This window comes from Nostoc sp. CCY0012 (genome assembly GCF_963920855.1).
Classification (GTDB): domain Bacteria; phylum Cyanobacteriota; class Cyanobacteriia; order Cyanobacteriales; family Nostocaceae; genus Cyanocohniella.
Genome location: NZ_CAWUDM010000124.1, coordinates 1 through 15,553 on the forward strand (window position 1 = coordinate 1; position 15,553 = coordinate 15,553).

Here is a 15,553-nt window from a genome sequence, read left to right on the forward strand (position 1 = left end):
GAGCAGGGGGGCAAGGGGGCAAGGGGGAAGACAACAAATATTATTTGAGTAAATTGGATAATTTATTGCGAATTGCGTTCGCGGAGCGTGCCGTAGGCTTTATTGCGAATTGCGAATTGTTTTTATCAAGGGTGGTAGTGGTGCGCCTAACATTTGGGCGGAATCAGACTAGCGATCGCCTGAGCTAACTCTACTGGATCAACAGGCTTGGAAATATGTTTTTGAAATCCGGCGGCTATGGCTTGTTGATGGTTGATTTCTCCAGCATAAGCAGTCAAGGCGATGGCCGGAATTTGTCCGCCTAGTTCTGGTGGCTTTGTTCTCACTTGGCGCATGAGCATATAGCCATCCATGATGGGCATCCCAATATCACTTAATAAAATATCTGGCTGGGATTGGGCTAATACTTTGAGTGCCTCACGTGCTGATGCTACAGACTTGACAATTGCACCATAATTTGATAGAGATACAGTGAAAAACTCTCGGATATCAGCTTGATCGTCTACCAAAAGAATTTCCACTCCCGCTAGTAATGAATCGGAAATGCTGACTTGTGCTGGCAAGGAATTAGCACTCATGACGCGGGTTTCAGGCTTTTTATGCAATGGTAGGTTGACCGTAAAAGTTGCCCCCTGTCCTTCTCCGGGGCTTTCTACCCGCACCGTACCCCCATGAAGTTCTACTAGATGATGGACAATTGCTAGTCCCAATCCCAATCCGCCAAATACTCTAGTGGTTTTGGCATCGGCTTGGCGGAAGTATTCAAAAACATGAGGCAAAAATTCTGGGGTGATCCCTTGACCTGTATCAATCACCTGAATTTGAGCATCGAGTCCCATCCGTGCTAAATGTACCTCTACTCTGCCCCCTGGAGGTGTAAATTTTACGGCATTAGAAACCAGATTCCAGAACACCTGTTGTAAGCGGCTGGCATCCCCCATTACCTGTATATTTTCATCGCTGAATGTTGTTTGGATTTGAATTGACTTAGCTTCTGCGGCTAAACTCACTGTCTCTAGGGCTGCGGCGATGGTCATTCTCAAATCGACCGCAGAGATATTTAAATTCAGCTTACCGCGTAAAATCCGCGATACATCAAGTAAGTCTTCAATTAATTGGGTTTGTAACTGAGCATTACGCTCAATGGTTGCCAATGCTCGATTTGTAGTCGCTTCATCATACTTACGAGTGCGGAGTAACTTTGCCCACCCTAAAATTGGATTTAGGGGAGTTCGCAGTTCATGGGAAAGTACAGCTAAAAATTCATCTTTAATGCGGTTGGCTGTCTCGGCTTCATCCCGTGCAGTTTGTTCGGCAGCGTAAAGTTGGGCGCGGGCGATCGCTTGGGCGCACTGCTGTCCTAATGTCCAAATAAAGCCGCGATCTTCCTCATTAAATGGTTGCGGGTTAATAAAGCTTAATCCCAATGCCCCAATTGCTTTTCCCTCTACCATTAAGGGAATAGAAGCTTGGGCAAAATTGCCAGTTGTATTTACAGCATCTGCTAAATGGGGGTATCGGTTAATTAAAGCTTCTGGATTTTGGATGAAGATGGGCTTTCCTGTTCTGAATGTTTCTGCTAAAGGAACAGGCGCAGTTATGGGAAAAGTTGTCCAGCTATTGATTACTGACTGGGGATAGCCAACTGCTTCCACCACTTTGAGGACACTGCCTTCAGCTTGCATGACCACTAAACCTGCTGTTGCTCCTAAAGCAGCAATTCCTTGGTGAACGACTACATCGGCTACTTGTTGGGGAGTTAAGGCTTCTGAAAGTGCGGCGGTGACCTTTTGCAAACGGAGTATCCGGCTGACGGCTTGTTCTGCTGCTTGTTTCGCCTGTTGAGTTTCTTGATACAATCTAGCGTTATCAATGGCGATCGCTGCACGACGGGCAATATCTTCTGCTAAAGTTAAGTCTGTTAGTTCATAGTGACGATGAGATTCGTCGGTGACAAAACACAAAGTTCCAAATAATTGCCCTCTGGAATAGAGAGGAATTAGCATCAAGGAACGCATACCCAGACTGCGTAGTAATTGCAAATGTCCTTCATCTTCAGCTATTTCGGCAAGAAAAGCATCTGTTAATTCAGGATAAAAAACAGATTGCCCTTGTATGAGTGACTTACCAAACGGATGTGTTCTTGTGCCGTCAAGGGGATAACGCTGTTGGATTTGGGCTAATTGCTGACGTTTTTTGGGATTAGCTGTGGCGATCGCCACTTGTCGCATGGATGAATCTGGTTGCAGAATATCGACAGTACACCAATCTGCCATGAAGGGTACTGCCAATTTAGCAAGGTTGTTTAAGGTGATTTCATAATCGAGTGCAGCCGCCAATATGGTGCTAGTTTCCACTAAAAACTGTTGCGCTGCTTCTACTTGTTTGCGTTCACTTATATCTTCAATAATCCCAAATCCATATTTTGCTTTCCCTTCACTATCCCACACAGCTGTAGAAGTCAGATTCACCCACACAATGGAATTATCTTTGCGGATGTAGCGCTTCTCTAAAGAATAACCTTTAATTTCTTTGGCTAAAACTCGCTGAGTATTGATCCAATCTAGTTCTATGTCATGAGGATGAGTAATTTCTTGGAAGTTTAACTGCATTAACTCTTCATGACTATATCCAGTAATCTCACACAAAGCGGGATTCACTTGCAGGAATTGTCCATCTAAGTCTACTTGGGCAATGCCTACGGCAGCTTGGTCAAACATGGTGCGGAATCTTTCTTCGCTTTCTCGCAATGCTTGTTCAGCTTGCTTGAGTTGGGTAACATCAATTGCTGTAACACCTACTCCCAGTAACTGCCCATTTGGTAAAGACACTGGATAGTAGTTGATCAGAGCGTAACGAAATGTCCCTGGTGGATAAGTTTCACCACCAATTTCCTGATTCAGCAATGGTTCTCTGGTTGCCATCAGTTGATTAAAAATCGGTTCTAGTTGTGGCGCCCATTGTGGTAGCACCTCCCTGATGGTGTGACCGATGTGTTGGTTGGATGGTACACCGTTGATGGCTGCCAGGGCTTCATTTGCGTACACATAACGCAGTTCTGTATCGAGAAAAGCTAGTGCTACTGGTGAACTACTCAGCCAGGCATTTAGTAATGCTAAGGTTTCGTCTTTTTGCTGAATGGCTTGTCGAAGTTCCCGATTTAAATTAGCTTTTTCTAGTTCTGTCTGCTTACGCTCAGTAATATTCAACGCCGCGCAAGTAATACCCTCAACCCTATTATCTTTATTTTTGAATGGTTCAATCAGCAAATCATAATAACCGATTTGTCCACCCAAAATCAAAGGAACTTCTTCACGGGTAGAAACACCACTTTCTAACGCATTTTTTTTTATTTTTGTCAAGTATTCTGCTACTGAAGTTGGATATAATTCATAGTCAGATTTGCCAATAATTTCTGCAACAGTTTTTTTACCTTGAGGGTTATGAATCCACTGATAGTGTAAATTTTTATCTTGTTGAAAAACTACGATATTGGAACTACTTAGGGCTAATCGAAATCGTTCCTCACTCACTTTCAGTTTTTGGAGATTTACCTCAGCTTCTTTTTTAGCAGTCCTAGATACTTCACATAAGATACTAATGACAACGCCCTGTAATGCAAACAATCCCAGTCGCACAAAGCTGGTGGAGTCAAGACTCAGCTCATAAGTAGGATGCAGGAAAAAGTAGTTGCTTGCAAAAGATGATAATAAAGTTGCTAACAGCCCTGATTTTAAACCACCATACCAAGCACTGACCATGACAGCGCCAAAAAACAGCAGGAATGGAGTAACGCTAATATTGAGCCAAGGATCTAGCAACAACATCAGTGCTAAAGCAATTCCCACAATTAAGACAACAATGCCATAACGTAGTAACTGAGAAGCATTAATATCAGACATGAAAATATTTGGGAAAAACCTATACTGATTGCAGATGCTTTAGTTAAATGTTGTATGTCACAAAAATCCCACTCCTTACTCCCAGCCTAAGTTAGTATCTGGGAAATTGTTGAAATAGTTTAATCAGATATTAGCACTATCAGAAATTCAAGAACGATAGTATATTCAGATGACGAAAAAATTGACTGGTAGCTAATTCTCCTTGAGAACTGATACCAATTTTGCTATGTGTGCGGCTTGATGAGTTGCCATCACAGATATACGTATGCGACTGGTAGGGACTGTGGGTGGCCGAATAGCTGGGGCGAAAATGCCAGCTTCTTGGAGTTGCTTCCCTATATTGAGGGCATTGGCGGCGCTAGGTAACTGAAAACATAGTATGGGTGATGCAGTAGGCAGTAATGGCAGATGGGGTAACTGTGATTGCATTAACTTTTTCAAGTAATCTACATTCTCCCAAAGTTGGACTCGGCGTTGCGGTTCTGTTTGTACAATCTCAATTGCCGCTAAAGCCGCCGCCGTGTCTGCGGGTGAAAGGGCTGTGGTATAAATCCAACTTGGTGCGCGATTGCGTAAAAAATCAATTAGGGTGGCACTTCCCGCTACATAACCGCCTAAACTACCCAAGGCTTTACTCAATGTGCCAATTTGAATTAAATTTCTGCCTGTGCAACCAAAATGTTCCACACACCCAGCACCAGTTTTTCCCATGACACCAGTGGCATGAGCTTCATCAACTAGCAGCATACAGCTAAACTCATCAGCTAAATCCAACAGCGCTGGTAATGGACATAAGTCGCCATCCATGCTAAAGACGCTATCAGTAATAATTAAACAGCGTTGATAATTGTGTCGATGCTCAAGCAACTGAGTTTTTAATACTGCGACATCACAGTGGGGGTATTCAATTAACGTTGCACCGCTAAGAATCGCCCCATTTTTCAAACTGGAATGATTATATTGGTCAGATAAAATTAAATCCCGCTTACCCATCAAAGCGGCGATCGCACCCAAATTAGCCAGATACCCAGAACTAAATACTACCGCATCGGCTGTTTGTTTTAACGAGGCGATCGCCTGTTCCAATTCCCTGTGTAATTCCCGATGACCACTGAGTAATCGAGAACCAGTACTACCAGTACCAAATTCTGCGATCGCACTCACAGCAGCCTTAATTAAGCGTTCATCCCCAGCCAATCCCAAATAATCATTACTGGCAAAATTAATCACCTCTTCCCCAGCCAACAATACAGTTGCACCGGGGCGACCGTGGATGGTTGTTACAGAACGATACCAGTCTGCCCGATGAATAGTTGCCAGGGATTTTTCTATCCAAGCGTAGGGGTCTAGGGGCATTATGATGGGAGTGGGGAGTGGGGAGTAGGGAGTAGGGAGGCAGGGGGGAATAAGCTAACCAATTACGAATTACGAATTACGTACAGCCCTAGCGGGCATAGCTTTGCTTACCGCGTTAGCGTGCCGGAGGCTCTATTACGAATTACAACTGACTTACTTGTTCGCTGCTGCTAAGATGAGCGATCGCTTGTTTGATCCAGTCTTCTACGTAAGCGTCTTTTGGTAGTCCAATGTCTTCGCTAACTACATGGAGGGCGTGACTGACTTCATGGGCAGTATATCCTAAGGCGAAGAGGGTCATTTGCACTTCTTCAAGTATTCCGGGTGCTGGGCCACCTGTAGCCACGAAGAAGCCTGCTGATTTACGCCATTCGACTAGTTTGCTTTTCAGTTCTAAACAAATGCGTTCAGCAGTTTTTTTGCCAACGCCAGGGGCTTGGATTAAAACTTGGGTGTTGGCGGCGATGATGGCTTGGACTAAATCTGGCAGTTCTAAGGTGTCCAATAAGGCGATGGCTAAGGCTGCGCCGATACCGCTAACGGTTAGTAAGTGGCGGAATAAATCACGTTCTGAAGGGGAAGCAAAGCCGTAGAGAAATGGTACTTCGTCACGAATTTGTAAATGGGTGAAAATTTGGATCACTCCTCCCGATTCTGGCAACTGTTGTGACAGGCGTTGGGGAATTTGCAAATCATAGCCCAAATTATTTACTTCTAGAGTCAACATCACGCGACTCCCGCCAATTGTTTGAATACCAGCAACGATCCCTTTGAGATAGCTAATCATTCTAAGAACCCAAAATATTTTAACCCTTCAAGAATTCCACCCGCACACAAGTCTTGTGCTAGGTAACGATAGTTAGCGGGATACTCGTTGTGCCACTGGAGTAACTCTGGACGGGCATTCCCGACTATGATTCCCCGTTCGTTGCCTACAGCGAATAAAGCAATATCATTACCCGAATCACCACAGACAACTGTTTGTTCTGCTGCAAATTTCCACTTTTGACGCAGAAACTGCATTGCCTGACCTTTATCGCTGGTACGGGGCAAAATGTCAAGGTCAATACCGCTACTATAAATTAACTTTATATTTAATTCACATTTTTGCAATTCTGCTTCTAGTTTTGGCAGAACCGTGACAGCGACTTGTTGATCGATAAAACAACTAACTTTAAATTCACGTTGTTCTGAGTCTGGTTGCAGTTCTAACTCCGGAAAAGACTTAGCAATTTTTAATACTAATTCCCGATCCCAGCCAGTGGAGAGGATTTCTGACCAACCTGCATCGGGGGTATCATGACCATCAAGATAAATTTCTGTACCCACAGACAGGACGAGTGCATCGGGTTGCATGAGGTTTTTTTCTTGCTGGAGTTCGCGGTAAAGTATAGGCGATCGCCCAGTAGCATAAACGATTTTAGTGCCGTAGGCTTGGCGATGTTGGTCAAGTTTTTGACTCAGTTCTGTTAACGCTGCGTCATTACCCACGAAGGTGTGATCTAGATCAGTGACAAAAAGAAAAGGTTTCATGATTTTGATGTACTCCAAGTTGGTAGTTGCAGAAATACCCGAAAATCCCACAGTCGCCCAAATGCAATCTGCGGAAACTGATTCTTGACGATGCGTTCCGAGTTAATTTACCAGATTTTGGTTCTTGTGTATTCTGACTGATGTCATAATTCTGTGATTGCTGGTTTTGATTCTGCATCTAGCGACTAACCAAAGCTATCTTGAGATAGAAGTATCAGATCACAGTAATCGCTACGATTTAATCAGTATTTCTGCTATTCTCTATGTCTTTTGCATCTAACCAAAGTCATCACCGCAAAGAATTATTCCGTGTAATTTTTGCTGTATCTATCATCATCGTTGGTATTACTCATTTTCTCAGGACAGAGCAATACGCTCGCATTGTCCCACCAGTTTTTCCGCCATTAACATCAGTCTATGTCAGCGGTGTATTTGAAATTCTCGGTGGTATTGGCTTAATGATCCCGTTTGTCAGTGCGACAGCAGCATGGGGACTAATTGCTTTATTTATTGGTGTCTTTCCTGCCAATATCTACATGACTATACACAACATTCAGATTGAAGGCATTCCCCATAATCAATTATTGTATTTAGCTAGGCTACCTTTTCAGGCAGTCTTGATTGCTTGGGCATACTGGTATACTTTGGACGATAAACCTTAGTTGTGATGCATGATGAAGTAGAATTGAACCAGAAAATTTTTTGTATCTAACACAACCAAAGCTTATGGAAACGAGAAAGCATAAAATCTGTCAGCTAGAGGCGACTCAGGAATGGTTGTGTTTAGATTCAATGGGATATATTGCAGAATGTTTAGAAGCTTGTACATCTATAGATATGCTGGTTGATTTGAGGGAAATCTTTCCCCGTCAAGGATTGACAGTATCCAGTGTGCAAGTCTGTGAATTACAAAGAAAGCGCATTCAGAAATGGCTAAAAGTATTGAATCAAGAAAGTCAAAACTTAGACACATCTCCTAAGTGTCTCTAATTAAAATATGTGTGCTATCCTCAGATGTTTCACCTGGTTGTGGATAGCAAATACTTTGTTTAGCAAATGCTTGTTTGGCTTGTCGCAGAAGATCGGTTTTGTAAAGAAACTCTTCTCTCGCATCCATTGGGTAAGACTTAAGTTTAAATTTGGTACACCAAGGCAATTCTTCCATAACTACAACAATGGGTAGTTTTAATTGTGTGTATTTGCTACTGTAAGCAGCTTGATAGAGAATGCGGATTACCTGCTCAAAATCAACTGTATGATTTAAATAAAATTCCGTAACAACTTGTGCTTCTAACTCGCCACTGTTGGCATTAGAAATAGCATCTGTCCAAGTTTTATTGTGGGGAATAGTCACAATATTATCATCAGGTGTTTGTAGTCTTAGTCCACGTAAACCGTAACCAATCACCTCACCGTAGTGTTCGCCAATAGTAATGCGATCGCCTACTCGATAAGGTGCTTCAAATAAGGTGACAATACCTGCAATAATGGAACTTACATAATCCTTAAAAGCAAATCCCAATGCTACAGCAACAGTACCAGTTAGTGCTAAGAGATTAGTTTCGGAAAGTTTGAGAAATAGATGCAGTAGGTAAACTATAGTCGCCAATAAAATTAGTGCTTTCCAAAAAGGTACTGATTGTTTAATCAAAAGTCGAAAGCGCCGGGGGACTCGTTCCGATAACCAATTAAAAAACGATTGGAATGTGATTGAGATTGTGTAGGCGACAACAATACAAATTAAGGCTTTGAGAATTTTGTTGACTGTAATTTCAGTCAGGAGTTTGCTGACGGCTTGATTACCATTTGCCACTTGAGCTATAAAAAGTAGAAATGTAGAATTATCAGGAGACATATATTTAGTCTTTGCCAATCAAAAAGTTGTTATTATTCAACTCAGTTTTAAGAGAAGGATAATAAGCAGGATAAAGACTTAACTGTTCTTGCTGTTGGATAATGACACCCGCACGTAGCAGCATTTGGACACGCGATCGCACCAGTTGTTCACTTTCACCTAAACTGAAAGCTAAATGAGTCCGAGTAATTTGACCGTGGACTAGTAGAGAATGCAATAGGTAACGATCAATTGCCGTCAAATCAGGTAAACTCGGTAAAATTGGCTTAGTTTGTTGCAGATTACTAGCCATTTCTTGAGTCACACCTGGAGATTTAGAAACAGCATCAGGTATATCAGCCGCACGCATTCGCAGTCTTTGCAACCACAAATAAGCCGCCACACTACTCACCCCATCAGCTAAACTAGCCAGTGATTTAGAGTCAGCTAAATTTGTATTTTCTTGATTATCTTGGGTAGATAATTCTTGAGTTACTGGTGCTAACCATTGTTCCAGTGCTTTCCCCTTTAATTGAGGTAGGTAATGAACTTCTTCTAAATAAGCACTTATTTGACAAACCTGATCTAAAAATGACCAAGCCCAAGAATTACAACCAATCAACCAAAACTTAGACTGGTCATGTACAACTGCATTTTGCAGAAACTCGATACCTTCCCAGCCGCCTATACATCGCAAAAAACATTGTGCCAAACAAGGAATTACAATCAGTTCTGGATGAGAATCTGAAGATAAAACCTCCTCAATTACCCTTATTAAAGCCGAAGCATCAGTAGTTCGCCGCCAACTTTTCAGAGGATTGATAACTTGTAAATCTTTTAACAACTCGCCTGTCAAACTTCCCTGCAAAATTTCTGCAATTGGTTCTACAGGACAACCTAAAACCACCAAACTATTAGCAGAATTAGTATTTTGCTGCCAATTTGTCAAAGCCGTTTTCAGTACTTCTTGAATGCTGGTAGTATAATCAACCGGATGAGATAACCGATTTATTTTTTCTGCAAATTCCTGAATAATTTCCTCAGGAGGACTATCAAGCAGATTATCAGGATTAGTTGTTTTCGCCTGAGAAAGCCCAGACTGAAACCAATTGATAGCCGATCTGAGTTTTGCACCCATCATCATTGCATAGTTGAATCATCACTCAAAGTCTCAATCAACAAATTCACCTGCTGCTGTCGCTGCTGCAAAAAACCCTCACACTGACGCAAAGACTCAACAGCACTAGCGAACTGTGCAAACACATCCTCCAACTCCAACTCACCCGCCTCAATACGAGCGATAATTTCCTCAATCTCCAAAACCTTCGCCTCATAATTCCAACCCTCCATCGAGTCAGAACTAGAAGCACCCTTACGCTTAACCATGAAAATCTTAGCGTCCTTGGCGCCTCGGCGGTTCGTTAACATTCACTACCTTAACTGTAACCTCCCCCTGTCCCAACTGAATCAACAAATCATCCCCCATAGCCAACTCAGAAGCCGAACGAGCGATCGCCCCATTTTCCCTTCTTACCACAGCATAACCACGCTGCAAAACCGCCTTAGGGTCAAGACTAGCCAACTTTTCCCGTAACAATTCTAAACGCTGCTGTGCTTGCTGCGATCGCCCCAAACTCACCTGTAACAGCTGCTTTCTTTTCCAACCTAACCGCAGTATCTCCTGCTGAACTTGTCTATCTAACCCCAAACGCCGCAACCGCTGACGTAAACCTTGCAACTTATTCTCAGCACTCGCCTCAAATTCCAGTACCGCCTCACGCAAAGCCATCACCCTTTGACGATGCTGATTATATAACTCAGATATAGCCGGTACCACAGTTTCCGCCGCCGCCGTTGGTGTATGGGCGCAAAAATCAGCAACTAAATCCGCCAAAGACTCATCGCGTTGATGACCAATACCAGTAATTACCGGCACAGAACAACTAGCAACAGCCCGCACCACCCGTTCATCATTAAAGCAAGCCAACTCCTCAACCGCACCACCACCCCGTGATAAAATTAACACCTCAGCCCGACCATCCCGATTTACCCGATTCATCGCCTTGACTATAGACTCTGGTGCTTGCTCACCTTGTACCGTAGCCGGAGAAAATAAAACCTGTAAACCGGGATATCGTTGCTTAAGAGTTTTTTGGATATCGCCCCAAGCCGCTGCTGTAGGAGAAGTTACCACTGCGATCGTTTGGGGGTGCAGCGGTAAAGGACGTTTACGTTCTAAGTCAAATAAACCCTCAGCCAGCAAGCGGTTTTTTAATTGTTGATAACGTAACGCCTGTAACCCAGCCCCAGCAGGTAAAGCTTGCCATACAGATAATTGATACTCTCCCCTTTGCGGGTAAACCCGGATACTACCTAAGATAATTACCTGCTCACCAGGAACAGGCATTTGAGCGAGTTTCGGGATTTGACCATTCCAGACCACACATTTAATCCCAGCCGTCCCATCTGGGTCTTGTAGCGTAAAAAACAACCCACTGCGATGGTGATTAGCACTGGAAACTTCCCCAGTCACCCAAACTTGCCGTAATTGCTCATCTTGCTCTAACAGCAAGCGGATATAGTCAGTTAATCCAGATACCGAAAGCGCCGTATCAGGAATGAGAGAGTTAAAAGTCATCAAAGATGCCTAAAAGCATTGGTGCTGGAGCGATTCTAGCATTTTTAACCTAATACCCTGCCCATTATTGTCCTTTAATTTCCTCAGCTAAAGTCAAAACTTGCAGATAAAGCCGATCAGAAATTCTCGTTCCCTTTACCTGCATCTCATCTAAAATATCTTTAACGCTGTCCAATAAACCTCGACGCTTTGCTAACAATAAAATCCCCACAGTACCAATTAAAGGTAACTTTCGTGCCATAGCTACCTTTCTCGCCGCCTTTTCATCAATCAACAACTGAGAAGCCCCAATTTCTTCAGCTAAAGCAATAGCTTCTGATTCTCCCAAATGTAAATTAAAGGACTTTTGCAACTCCTCAACCACCTGCTGATTCTCTACCTTTACAACTTCAATCCAAGACAAATTCTGTACAAATTCTGCTGCTGGATGCTGACCTACCTGTAATTCATTAAATATACCGTGGGTAATCAAAACTTTACCAAAAATTTTTGGCAATAAATCAAGATGCTCAACCTTGGCTAACTCACTGATTGGGGTGGTATCCGAGACAATTATCATTTAAGAAATTTGCTGATTTAAAATTAATGCTGCTTGTTCTACTTCTTGATGTAATTCCTCCAAACTCTGAGAGTCATCAAAAAGAGAAATCCCCCATTTATTCATCATTTCTATAACTTCTATCCGAGAAATATCAAGGATTTTTGCTGCCCTACCACTGGTAATTTCTCCTACTTCCAATAAAGCCATTACATACCCTTCTTTAGCCTTATGTAAAGCCTTTTCTCGAATCTCTGCTGAAAGCTGAATACTTTCCAATTCCTTGTCTACAATTGTTAAAGCCATTACTAAAACTCCCGACTATACATTTTTATTGTAGTCCTTAAACCACTTCCCCTAACATCACTATAATTTTTGAAGACTACGACAATAACTGCATTGATTGTTAGCTTGTGTTAGTATTTTCGCCCGAACTTCTTCAGAAACAGGACTTACGTAACCAACCACGTATTTTCGTCATTGCGACCGTAGGGAAGCAATCTCAAAGCCTTGATTTTCCTAGCGAGTGCGTAAGTCCTAATCCTGATTGTATGATTTCTGCTATTGCTATCCATCAAAATCTGACTTTAGTGACTGGTAACTTATCTCACTCAGGACTTACGTAACCAACCACGTATTTTCGTCATTGCGACCGTAGGGAAGCAATCTCAAAGCCTTAATTTTCGGGCGAGTCCGTAAGTCCTATCACTATCAAAGGATTCAAGACTTAGGTTATTCACTAAGACTAAATAATTGGCGTTTATAGTCATCAGGGTATTTAATTTACGCACAGCAATATTAATCTTCAGTGTAGTATGTAGGTATGTAATCATACGTGCGGACAAGCTTAACCCATGACAGTCATCACAATTCGGGAAGAAGGGCGAATAGATACCGGATTTGCAGCAATTCTCAAGTTTGATGGCGGAGAATACCCAGTTACGATTACTGACCCCTTTACCCCCAAGGAAGAAAAACTACTAGAGTGGTATTTTGAAGAATGGGTAACGTTTCCTTTTAGTGATACTGTAATTGCAGAGAGGGCAGCAGCCAGCGTTAAAATATACGGTGAAAGCCTATTTAAGCAGGTTTTTCAGGCAGATTTCAATGCTTACAGCTTATATCGACAACTACGGGGTAATCTGAGTCAAGTACAGATTGAAATCGTTGCGAAAACCCCAGAATTTCACGCCCTACACTGGGAAGCTCTACAAGACCCAGATTTAAGCCGACCACTGGCGGTAGACTGTGTAATGTTGCGGAAGAATGTCAGACCTGCACCACCTGTATCAGCTAATGTGCAGTTATCGCCTGTGATTAATCTGCTGGTAGTGGTGGCGCGTCCAGATGAGGAAAGGGATGTGGGCTATCGGACAATTTCTCGCCCGTTGCTGGAATTGATTGACAATAGCAATTTGCGGGTAAATGTTGAATTGCTGCGTCCGGGAACTTATGAAAGTTTGTCTAAGCACTTACAAGAAAAATGTGCAGGATTTTACCACATCGTTCATTTGGATATGCACGGGGCGCTGCTAAATTATCAACAGGTTCAGTCTTCCAGCCAACCTGAACGCTATTTTTATAAAGGGCGTTATGGACGTGGTGATTTGCAGCCCTTTGATGGGGTGAAAGCTTTTGTCTGCTTTGAGGGCGAGTCTCAGGGTAAAGTTGATTTGGTAGAAGCTTCAGAGTTAGCCGCATTGTTGACAGGAAAGGGGGTTCCTGTGTGTATTCTCAATGCTTGTCAGTCGGGGAAACAGGTGAAGAACTCCGCCAGCGAGGAGGGGTTAAGTGAAGATACTCGTGAAACCAGTCTGGGAAGCAGGTTAATGACCGCAGGGATGCAGATGGTGGTGGCAATGGGGTATTCTGTCACTGTGTCGGCGGCAAAGTTGATGATGTCACAGCTTTATCAACATTTATTTGATCATAAACCCATGACTGAAGCTATCAGGCTGGGGAGGCTGGAACTGTTCAATGATAAAGAACGTAAAGCCTATTTCAATAAATATATTAATTTAGAAGATTGGTTATTACCTGTGGTTTATTCTCATCAGGTAGTGAATTTTAATTTACGGCAGTTTACACCAGAAGAAGAAGAGAAATATTACGAATCTGTTGCTATTCAGTATCGTTTCTCCTTGCCGGAATATGGATTTTTTGGTCGGGATTTGGAGATTCTCAAAATTGAGAAGGCTTTGCTCAGGCATAATGTTTTGCTGTTGCAAGGTATGGGGGGAACAGGTAAAACAACTTTGTTAAATCATTTAAGGGAATGGTGGCAGAGGACACATTTTGTTGAGGATGTATTTTATTTTGGCTATGACCAAAAAGCCTGGACGCTGACACAAATTCTGTTTGATATTGGTCAGCAAGTGTATGGTAAATTTGAACAGGCGCAGTTTCAAGCCATGAGTCAGCCTGCACAGGTACAGAAATTAGTGGCAAAGTTGCGAGGTGCAGCTTACGCTGTAATTTTGGATAATTTGGAATCGGTGACTGGGCAACAACTGGCGATTCAAAATACTTTACCAGAGGCAGAACGTCAGCAAATCCGGGATTTTATCGGGAAGTTGGTAGGTGGTAAAACGCGGGTGGTTTTGGGTTCGCGTAGTCGGGAAGAATGGCTACAAAGTCAGACTTTTAAACAGAATATTTATGAGTTACAAGGATTAGATCAAGAAGCCCGGACGGAATTAGCAGAGAAAATTTTAGAACGGAATGTAGCTGCACACCTTGTTGATGGGATTCGTCAAGATGCAGATTTTCAAAAGTTGATGAAATTGTTGGCAGGGTATCCCCTGGCGATGGAAGTTGTGTTGACGAATTTGCAAAGGCAATCACCCCAGGAGATTTTGCAGGGGTTGCAAAGTGCTGATGTCAATTTGGATGTGGTGAGTGAGGATAAGACTAAGAGTATTTTGAAATGTGTCGAATATTCTCACAGTAATTTGTCACCAGATGCACAGAAATTGTTGCTTTGTTTGGCTCCTTTTAGTGGGTTCATTTGTCGTGGATTTATTCCGGTTTACATCAATGAACTAGAAAAGCTAGAACCATTAAATAATTACTGTTTTGATAAATTCAATGACGCTATTCAAGAGGCAATTAACTGGGGTTTACTCTCACTGATTGAGAATGAGCATAACTTACTAAAAATTCAACCTATTTTCCCATACTTTTTAAAGACTAAGTTAGCATTTATTGATGAGACAACCTGTGCAGCTTTACAAGAGGGATTTAAAAACCACTATATAGCTTTGGCAGGATATTATAATCATTTGATGGATTCTAAAGATGCTCAAGAGCGTCAAAGAGGTATATCTTTCTGTGGCTGGGAATATGAAAACCTTTATCATGCCCTGCAAATTTGTTTGCAGAAACAACAAAGTATTAGTATCTACTTTTGTTTATATCAATACTTTGAATTGATTAGGGATCACCAAAGTAACCTCAAGTTGGCAGAAATGGTTTGTCAAAATTTAGAAAATTATCCCCCGGCATTTATTCAGGGTGAATTAGGTTATCAGATAGCAATGGCAATTTATAGACTGGGTAGTTGTCAACTGGAGGCAAAGCAGTACCAGCAAGCTAAATGTTCTTACGAAAAGACTTTAGAAATTTATCCTACCTTAGTGGGTATAGAAGAAAGACAAAAACAACTTTGGCCAGCCAGCACCTACCACGGGTTGGGAAAAGTTGCCCAAGAATTGCGAGAATATGAAGAAGCACGGCGCAATTATCAACAGGCT

General features: G+C 42.4%; 13 protein-coding genes. 3 read left to right on the forward strand and 10 right to left on the reverse strand.

All coding sequences use genetic code 11. The features are described from left to right. Nucleotides 1-146 precede the first annotated feature (146 nt). From ACM0OS_RS24740 to ACM0OS_RS24755, 4 genes are all read right to left on the reverse strand, one after another. Nucleotides 147-3,902, reverse strand: a complete 3,756-nt coding sequence (locus ACM0OS_RS24740; RefSeq protein WP_414545830.1) for a PAS domain S-box protein — start codon at nt 3,900-3,902, stop codon at nt 147-149. Between the two features lie 192 nt (nt 3,903-4,094). Continuing rightward, nucleotides 4,095-5,258: an 8-amino-7-oxononanoate synthase gene (gene bioF, locus ACM0OS_RS24745; protein WP_414545831.1), complete on the reverse strand. Its 1,164-nt coding sequence runs from the start codon at nt 5,256-5,258 to the stop codon at nt 4,095-4,097. Nucleotides 5,259-5,400: 142 nt separating this feature from the next. Then, complete coding sequence (ruvA, locus tag ACM0OS_RS24750; protein WP_414545832.1) at nt 5,401-6,045, reverse strand: Holliday junction branch migration protein RuvA; 645 nt, start codon at nt 6,043-6,045, stop codon at nt 5,401-5,403. Beyond that, nucleotides 6,042-6,791 carry a sucrose-phosphate phosphatase gene (locus tag ACM0OS_RS24755; RefSeq protein WP_414545833.1) on the reverse strand — a complete coding sequence of 250 codons (750 nt, stop codon included), beginning with the start codon at nt 6,789-6,791 and terminating at the stop codon, nt 6,042-6,044. Before ACM0OS_RS24755 ends, ruvA begins: the two co-directional genes overlap by 4 nt. A 263-nt stretch (nt 6,792-7,054) precedes the next feature. Here ACM0OS_RS24755 and ACM0OS_RS24760 point away from each other — a divergent pair, with 263 nt between their 5' ends. Together ACM0OS_RS24760 and ACM0OS_RS24765 are read left to right on the forward strand one after the other, a co-directional pair. Beyond that, entirely contained in the window at nt 7,055-7,453 is a 399-nt protein-coding gene (locus tag ACM0OS_RS24760) for a DoxX family protein (RefSeq protein WP_414545834.1), read from the forward strand. Nucleotides 7,454-7,517: 64 nt separating this feature from the next. After that, on the forward strand, nt 7,518-7,781 hold the full coding sequence (locus ACM0OS_RS24765) for a hypothetical protein (RefSeq protein WP_414545835.1): 264 nt from the start codon (nt 7,518-7,520) through the stop codon (nt 7,779-7,781). Here the strand turns inward: ACM0OS_RS24765 and ACM0OS_RS24770 are convergent. The 6 genes from ACM0OS_RS24770 to ACM0OS_RS24795 all read right to left on the reverse strand — a co-directional run bounded on the left by ACM0OS_RS24770 (nt 7,768) and on the right by ACM0OS_RS24795 (nt 12,107). Then, the gene (locus tag ACM0OS_RS24770; protein ID WP_414545836.1) at nt 7,768-8,646 is read right to left on the reverse strand and encodes a mechanosensitive ion channel family protein; all 879 of its coding nucleotides are present in this window, start codon (nt 8,644-8,646) and stop codon (nt 7,768-7,770) included. The two genes, ACM0OS_RS24765 and ACM0OS_RS24770, sit on opposite strands and share 14 nt — an antisense overlap. 4 nt (nt 8,647-8,650) lie before the next feature. Then, nucleotides 8,651-9,769, reverse strand: a complete 1,119-nt coding sequence (locus tag ACM0OS_RS24775) for a hypothetical protein (protein ID WP_414545837.1) — start codon at nt 9,767-9,769, stop codon at nt 8,651-8,653. Next, complete coding sequence (gene xseB, locus ACM0OS_RS24780) at nt 9,766-10,011, reverse strand: exodeoxyribonuclease VII small subunit (RefSeq protein ID WP_414545838.1); 246 nt, start codon at nt 10,009-10,011, stop codon at nt 9,766-9,768. The genes ACM0OS_RS24775 and xseB overlap by 4 nt, the downstream gene beginning before the upstream one ends. A gap of 7 nt (nt 10,012-10,018) precedes the next feature. After that, entirely contained in the window at nt 10,019-11,263 is a 1,245-nt protein-coding gene (gene xseA, locus ACM0OS_RS24785) for an exodeoxyribonuclease VII large subunit (protein ID WP_414545839.1), read from the reverse strand. A 64-nt stretch (nt 11,264-11,327) separates the two neighbouring features. Further along, nucleotides 11,328-11,822: a DUF3368 domain-containing protein gene (locus ACM0OS_RS24790; RefSeq protein ID WP_414545840.1), complete on the reverse strand. Its 495-nt coding sequence runs from the start codon at nt 11,820-11,822 to the stop codon at nt 11,328-11,330. After that, nucleotides 11,823-12,107: a UPF0175 family protein gene (locus ACM0OS_RS24795; RefSeq protein WP_414545841.1), complete on the reverse strand. Its 285-nt coding sequence runs from the start codon at nt 12,105-12,107 to the stop codon at nt 11,823-11,825. Nucleotides 12,108-12,655: 548 nt separating this feature from the next. Here ACM0OS_RS24795 and ACM0OS_RS24800 point away from each other — a divergent pair. After that, the coding region (locus tag ACM0OS_RS24800) for a CHAT domain-containing protein (protein WP_414545842.1) at nt 12,656-15,553 on the forward strand (2,898 nt) is incomplete at its 3' end.

Bases quoted from the DNA above. Each gene is read 5' to 3' on its own strand.
- ACM0OS_RS24740 (WP_414545830.1), bottom strand. From the start codon at position 3,902: ATGTCTGATATTAATGCTTCTCAGTTACTACGTTATGGCATTGTTGTC.
- bioF (WP_414545831.1), bottom strand. From the start codon at position 5,258: ATGCCCCTAGACCCCTACGCTTGGATAGAAAAATCCCTGGCAACTATT.
- ruvA (WP_414545832.1), bottom strand. From the start codon at position 6,045: ATGATTAGCTATCTCAAAGGGATCGTTGCTGGTATTCAAACAATTGGC.
- ACM0OS_RS24755 (WP_414545833.1), bottom strand. From the start codon at position 6,791: ATGAAACCTTTTCTTTTTGTCACTGATCTAGATCACACCTTCGTGGGT.
- ACM0OS_RS24760 (WP_414545834.1), top strand. From the start codon at position 7,055: ATGTCTTTTGCATCTAACCAAAGTCATCACCGCAAAGAATTATTCCGT.
- ACM0OS_RS24765 (WP_414545835.1), top strand. From the start codon at position 7,518: ATGGAAACGAGAAAGCATAAAATCTGTCAGCTAGAGGCGACTCAGGAA.
- ACM0OS_RS24770 (WP_414545836.1), bottom strand. From the start codon at position 8,646: ATGTCTCCTGATAATTCTACATTTCTACTTTTTATAGCTCAAGTGGCA.
- ACM0OS_RS24775 (WP_414545837.1), bottom strand. From the start codon at position 9,769: ATGATGATGGGTGCAAAACTCAGATCGGCTATCAATTGGTTTCAGTCT.
- xseB (WP_414545838.1), bottom strand. From the start codon at position 10,011: ATGGTTAAGCGTAAGGGTGCTTCTAGTTCTGACTCGATGGAGGGTTGG.
- xseA (WP_414545839.1), bottom strand. From the start codon at position 11,263: ATGACTTTTAACTCTCTCATTCCTGATACGGCGCTTTCGGTATCTGGA.
- ACM0OS_RS24790 (WP_414545840.1), bottom strand. From the start codon at position 11,822: ATGATAATTGTCTCGGATACCACCCCAATCAGTGAGTTAGCCAAGGTT.
- ACM0OS_RS24795 (WP_414545841.1), bottom strand. From the start codon at position 12,107: ATGGCTTTAACAATTGTAGACAAGGAATTGGAAAGTATTCAGCTTTCA.